Genomic DNA, 5649 nt, shown 5'->3' with positions numbered 1-5649 from the left:
GCAGCGGCGCGGGCGTGCGCAGGTGCGCGACCGATTCGTGCGTCGCATACAGGCTGAACGCGGCGATGCCGATCAGCGCGAACGCCATCTGCGCGAGCGCCTGCATCGTCGTGCTGACGGTGACGGCCGCCGCCGCGTCGGCCATCCGCGTGCCGCGCTGCGCGAGGTGGCGCACCATCAGCACGGGGCCGCCGATCTGCCCGGCGGGCAGCAGGCTGTTCACCGATTCGCCGACCCAGCGCGCACGCAGCGCGTTGCCGAGCTCGGCGCCCGGCTGGCCGGGGCGGAACATCACGGAGATCGCCATCGCGTCGATCACGAGCGGCACGACGTGGAACGCCGCGACGAGCGCGAGCCCCCAGCCGGCCGCGAGGAACGTGGACGCGACGGCGCCGACGCCCTGCCAAGCCAGGAGTGCGACGAAGAGTGCGGTCCCGAGGGACAGCAGGATGAGGCCGGCGCGTGTCATGACCCGGTCGTGCGTCGCGTCGCCAGTTGCTTGAATACCTGGCGGAAACCGAAATACGCGATCGCGTCCTTCATGTTCGAGATGAAGCGCTTCCACGGCCGCATGCCGGGGTTCGTCACGTATTCGAAGGTGAGCGACACGCGCATCTCGTTCTGGCCAAGCGGCGTGATGCGGTGGCGCAGCTTGTCGCCGTCGAACAGCACGATGCCGCCGTCGGCGATCTGCACGGAGCCCGGTTCGTCGGCGACGTTCGGATTGCGGGTGTGCAACTCGTAGTCGAGCCGGCACGACGATTCGTCGATCACGCCGATCAGCAGCGTGTAGCGGCGGCCGTCGTAGTACGACGTGTCGTAGTGCCAGCCGATGTGGTCGCCGGGCTTCGTGTAGTAATACAGTGCGTATGCGTGCGGATCGTCGTCCGGCGACAGCATCAGCTTGTCGCCCGTGACCTTCTCGAGGAAGGAGATGAGTGCCTTCGAGCGATACAGTTCGGCGATGTACGGCGCCTGCTCGTCGATCGTATGACGGCTCACGCTGCCGCCTTGCTTATGGCCGGGCAGGTAATTGCGGTTCAGGCCGGCCTGCATCGCGCGGGCGGCGTCGGCCAGCTTCGCGTGCGCGTCGGCCGGCAGGAATGCGTCGAGGTACAGGAACGAGCCCTGGCGCGTGTAGTCGTTGCGCACCTGCTCGAGGTCGAGGTGGCCGACGCAGTCGGCCACGGTGCGATCGGGGTCGGACGCGGCGCGCACAGGCGCGGGGCGTGCCGGGCTCAGCACGGAGTCGTCGCGCGTGCTAGGAGTCATTTGGAAGCCTGGATTTCAGTGGAATTCTGCGGAACATTGCCGCGCCGGACGATGCGCCACCAGTCGATCACGACCCACGCGGCGAACAGCGGGGCGCCGATCGACGCCGCGAGCAGGAACGGCTCGACGCCGTCGAACAGCGTCACGAGCGGCAGCAGGTACAGCACGTCTTCGGTCTCGAAGCCGCCGGCGAATGCCTGCTTGGTGCCGGCCTTGCCGGCGAACGATTCGATTCGCATGCGCAGGAAGAAGATCAGCGCAACGGCGGCACCGGCCACCGCGCCGAGCAGCACCGGCGACGCGGCCATCTGGCCGCCCTGGGCGACGATGCCGAGGCCCATGCTGACGAACAGCGCGACCGTGACGAGTGCGTCCGCCGCGAGGTCGTAAAAATGACCGATCTTGCTCGTCTTGCCGCTGATGCGCGCGAGCTCGCCATCGGTGTGGTCGACGAAGTTCGACAGCACGATCAGGAACGCGCCTGCATTGCTCCAGCCGAAGCCGCCGTGCGCGAGGCACCAGGCGCCGGCGAGGCCGATCAGCAGACGAACGGTGGTGAGGTGATTCGGAGTGACAGGCGTGTCGACGAGCGGTCGGACAAGCGAGCGCGCCAGCCGCGCATCCCAGGTGCGTGGCAGGGGCGGTTCGGAACGTGTGGCGTTTTTTCTTTGGTCCATCGGCGAAATATATACGGAATTGTAATTTGTTGCTTTTTATTCAATCAATGTCCTGACATGACGGAGTGTTACCGCGTCTTGCGGCGATTGGCCGGCCGAAAAGCGCATGCGCGAAAGGGTGGCCAAACCGAGCTGCGCGATCCAGATTCCAGTGTGGTTCGCATCGGGCGGCTGTCAAGGACTGGCGGGCCTCTCAGGCCGGTGTGGCGGTGCTTTTCGCGCTTTCCGGCGCGCGTCGCGCGGCGCGTGCGAGCTTGATATGCGTCAGGTCGGAATGCGCCGCATCGGGTGACAATTGGCCGCGCCGGACGGGTGTCGTGCATTGCCGATCGGAAGGCGGCAAATGGACGTCAAAATCCGACGATTGACGCGTGTGCGTTGGCGATCGTCGAGTGGTTTTCCTGCTCGATGCTTTCGCGCGCCTTTCGCGTGCATCCGATTCAAACGGAGCGCCTGTCACAGAACGGTCGTTCGATACCCGGCAAATCCGGCAAGGATCTTTTTCATTTGGCGGACATTTCGCGGCGATCGCCTCTGCGATACTCCGATCGTGCCTGTGGTGCCGGCCGCCCCTCGCGGCCCCAAGGGCTTCATGTCGCTCAGGAGACACCCCCCGCGACGTCAACGACAGACCCAAGCGTCAAAACCAGCCATGTCTTCATCACGCATCCTCGCTCCCGCCCTGCGTTCGCTCGTCCGCACTGCCGACGAAGCCGCCGCGCTGATCCGTCCCGGCATGACCGTCGCCATGAGCGGCTTCACCGGATCCGGTTATCCGAAGGCCGTGCCGGCCGCGCTTGCCGCCCACATCGACGCGGCGCACACGCGCGGCGAGGACTTCCGGATCAACGTGCTGACGGGCGCGTCGACCGCGCCGGAACTCGACGGCGCGCTCGCCCGCACCAACGGCATCTCGATGCGCCTGCCGTACCAGTCCGACCCGACGCTGCGCGACAAGATCAACGGCGGCGAAGTCGACTACCAGGACGTCCACCTGAGCCACGTCGCGCAGTACGCATGGTTCGGCCTGTACGGCGATCTCGATGTCGCGATCGTCGAAGTCGCGGGCATCCGCGAGGACGGGCTGCTGATTCCGTCCGCGTCGATCGGCAACAACAAGACCTGGCTCGAACGTGCGAAGCACGTGATCCTCGAGGTCAACTCGCGCCAGCCGCTCGGCCTCGACGGGATGCACGACGTCTATTACGGTACCGCGCTGCCGCCGCACCGCAAGCCGATTCCGCTGACGAAGAGCGACGACCGGATCGGCGAGCCGTACCTGCGTTGCCCGGCCGACAAGATCGTCGCGATCGTCGAGACCGATGCGCCGGACCGCAGCAACGCGTTCTCCGCGCCGGACGCGACGTCGAAGCAGATCGCGCATCAACTGATCGATTTCCTGCGCCATGAAGTGAAGCGCGGCCGCCTGCCGGAAAACCTGCTGCCGCTGCAGTCGGGCGTCGGCAACATCACGAACGCGGTGCTCGCGGAGCTCAGCTCGGCCGGCTTTTCGAACCTGACCGCTTACACCGAAGTGATCCAGGACGGCATGCTCGACCTGCTGCAGGACGGCACGCTGAGCTTCGCGTCGGCCACCGCGCTGTCGCTGAGCCCGGCCGCCGTGCAGCGCTTCGCCGACGAAATCGCGACGTTCCGCGAGAAGATCGTGCTGCGCCCGCAGGAGATCAGCAACCATCCGGAGCTCGTGCGCCGGCTCGGCTGCATCGCGATGAACGGGATGATCGAGGCCGACATCTACGGCAACGTGAACTCGACGCACGTGATGGGCACGAAGATCCAGAACGGCATCGGCGGCTCGGGCGACTTCGCGCGCAACGGCTACCTGTCGTGCTTCATGTCGGCGAGTACCGCGAAGGGCGGCGCGATCTCGCGGATCGTGCCGATGGCGAGCCACGTCGACCATACCGAGCACGACGTCGCGGTGGTCGTCACCGAACAGGGCCTCGCGGACCTGCGCGGCCTGTCGCCGAAGCAGCGTGCCCGCAAGGTCATCGCGACCTGCGCGCATCCCGACTATCGGCCGATGCTCGAGGATTACTTCGAGCGCGCGTCGCGCGAAAGCTTCGGCAAGCACACGCCGCACCTGCTCGCCGAGGCGCTGTCGTGGCACGAGCGCTACGTGCGCACGGGCACGATGAAGGCCTGACGCAGCACGCCTGCCGCGCGTGAGATGCGCGCGGCAGGCGGCGCGCGATGCTGTGCGCGTATCCGTCCGTCGACCGGTCGGATCGTCAGTCCATCGCCGCATGCGCGACGTCGACGCTGGCCGCCTTCTGCGGCGGGCGGATCAGCAGCAACAGCGGAATCATCAGCAGCGTCGCGACGAACATCAGCTTGAAGTCGTTCAGGTACGCGATCATCGACGCCTGCTGGTTGATCGTGCGATCGAGCAGCGCGATGTCGAGGCGGCTGCCGGCCATCGCCTGCACGGCCGGGTTGAACGGCGTGATATGGGTCGCGAGGTCAGCATGCGCGACTTGCGTATTGCGCGTCATCAGCGTCTGCACGATCGAGATGCCGATACTGCTGCCGATGTTGCGCATCAGGCTGTAGGTGGCCGTGCCGTCCGCGCGCAGGTCGGGCGGCAGCGTCGAGAACGACAGTGCGCTCAGCGGCACGAACACGAGCCCCAGCCCGAAACCCTGCACCACGCCGGGCCACACGATGTCCGCTTCGGACAGCACGACCGTGTACTGCATCATCTGCCAGAGCGCGAGCGCGGAAATCGACAGCCCCGCAAGCAGCAGCATCCGCGCGTCCACGTATTTCAGCAGCCTTCCGACGAACAGCATCGCGATCATCGTGCCGGCGCCGCTCGGCGCGGTGACGAGACCCGTCGTCGCGACCGGGTAGCCCATCAGGTTCTGCAGCATCGGCGGCAGCAGCGCACGCGTCGCGTACAGCACCGCGCCGACCACGAAGATGAACAGCGTGCCCGTCGCGAAGTTGGGGTCGCGCAGCAGTTCCGACTTGAAGAACGACGCCTTGCCGACGGTCGCGGTATGCGTGAGGAAGAACGCGAAGCTGAGCGCCGCGACGAGCGCTTCGATGCGGATCTCGTAGGAGCCGAACCAGTCGAGCTGTTCGCCGCGGTCGAGCATCGCCTGGAATGCGCCGATCGCGAGCGCCAGCGTCGCGAAGCCGAACGCGTCGAACTTCACGTGCGGGCGCGGCGCGCGCGCGGGCAGGAAGGTCATCACGCCAGCGAGCGCGAACGCACCGATCGGCACGTTGATGAAGAACACCCAGCGCCAGTTGTAGCTGTCGGTGAGCCAGCCGCCGAGCGTCGGGCCGAGGATCGGGCCGACCATCACGCCCATCCCCCAGATCGCCATCGCCTGGCCTTGTTTCTCGCGCGGATTGATGTCGAGCAGGATCGACTGTGACAGCGGCACCAGCGCGGCGCCGAACACGCCCTGCAGCAGACGCGCGCCGACGATCTGCACGAGCGTCTCGGCCAGCCCGCACAGCGCCGACGCGACCGTGAAGCCCGCGATCGACACGATCAGCAGCCGCTTCACGCTGAGCCGGTCGGACAACCAGCCGGTAAGCGGTGTCGCGATCGCTGCGGCGACGATATAGGAGGTCAGCACCCACGTGATCTCGTCCTGCGACGCGGACAGCGTGCCTTGCATGTGAGGGAGGGCGACGTTCGCGATCGTGCTGTCGAGGGTCTGGA

5 protein-coding genes are annotated in these 5649 nt (G+C 66.7%); 1 reads left to right on the top strand and 4 read right to left on the bottom strand.

Going from position 1 to position 5649, the window contains the following annotated elements; all coding sequences use genetic code 11:
* The 3 genes from JYJ84_RS27070 to JYJ84_RS27060 form a co-directional block, all read right to left on the bottom strand.
* Positions 1–469 (bottom strand): lysylphosphatidylglycerol synthase domain-containing protein (locus JYJ84_RS27070; protein WP_205189677.1); only part of this gene is annotated, 469 nt, incomplete at its 3' end.
* On the bottom strand, positions 466–1272 hold the full coding sequence (locus JYJ84_RS27065; protein WP_175222560.1) for a 2OG-Fe(II) oxygenase: 807 nt from the start codon (positions 1270–1272) through the stop codon (positions 466–468). The genes JYJ84_RS27070 and JYJ84_RS27065, both read right to left, overlap by 4 nt.
* Positions 1269–1949, bottom strand: coding sequence for a CDP-alcohol phosphatidyltransferase family protein (locus JYJ84_RS27060; RefSeq protein ID WP_122949428.1), 681 nt, complete (start codon positions 1947–1949; stop codon positions 1269–1271). Before JYJ84_RS27060 ends, JYJ84_RS27065 begins: the two co-directional genes overlap by 4 nt.
* A gap of 652 nt (positions 1950–2601) precedes the next feature.
* Between JYJ84_RS27060 and JYJ84_RS27055 the strand changes: the two genes are divergently transcribed.
* The gene (locus tag JYJ84_RS27055; RefSeq protein WP_174956499.1) at positions 2602–4116 is read left to right on the top strand and encodes an acetyl-CoA hydrolase/transferase family protein; all 1515 of its coding nucleotides are present in this window, start codon (positions 2602–2604) and stop codon (positions 4114–4116) included.
* A gap of 85 nt (positions 4117–4201) precedes the next feature.
* Here the strand turns inward: JYJ84_RS27055 and JYJ84_RS27050 are convergent.
* Positions 4202–5649, bottom strand: a 1448-nt coding sequence (locus tag JYJ84_RS27050; protein WP_205189675.1) for a DHA2 family efflux MFS transporter permease subunit, incomplete at its 5' end; no start/stop codon positions are given.

The sequence above is a fragment of the Burkholderia sp. LMG 13014 genome (assembly GCF_905232215.1).
Classification (GTDB): Bacteria; Pseudomonadota; Gammaproteobacteria; order Burkholderiales; family Burkholderiaceae; genus Burkholderia.
The sequence above is the reverse complement of the archived record's forward strand: the minus strand, read 5'-3'. Positions and strand labels throughout refer to the sequence as shown.

What these genes read in the sequence shown, in the direction of transcription:
- JYJ84_RS27065 (WP_175222560.1), bottom strand. Translation starts at nt 1,272, where the DNA reads ATGACTCCTAGCACGCGCGACGACTCCGTGCTGAGCCCGGCACGCCCC.
- JYJ84_RS27060 (WP_122949428.1), bottom strand. Translation starts at nt 1,949, where the DNA reads ATGGACCAAAGAAAAAACGCCACACGTTCCGAACCGCCCCTGCCACGC.
- JYJ84_RS27055 (WP_174956499.1), top strand. Translation starts at nt 2,602, where the DNA reads ATGTCTTCATCACGCATCCTCGCTCCCGCCCTGCGTTCGCTCGTCCGC.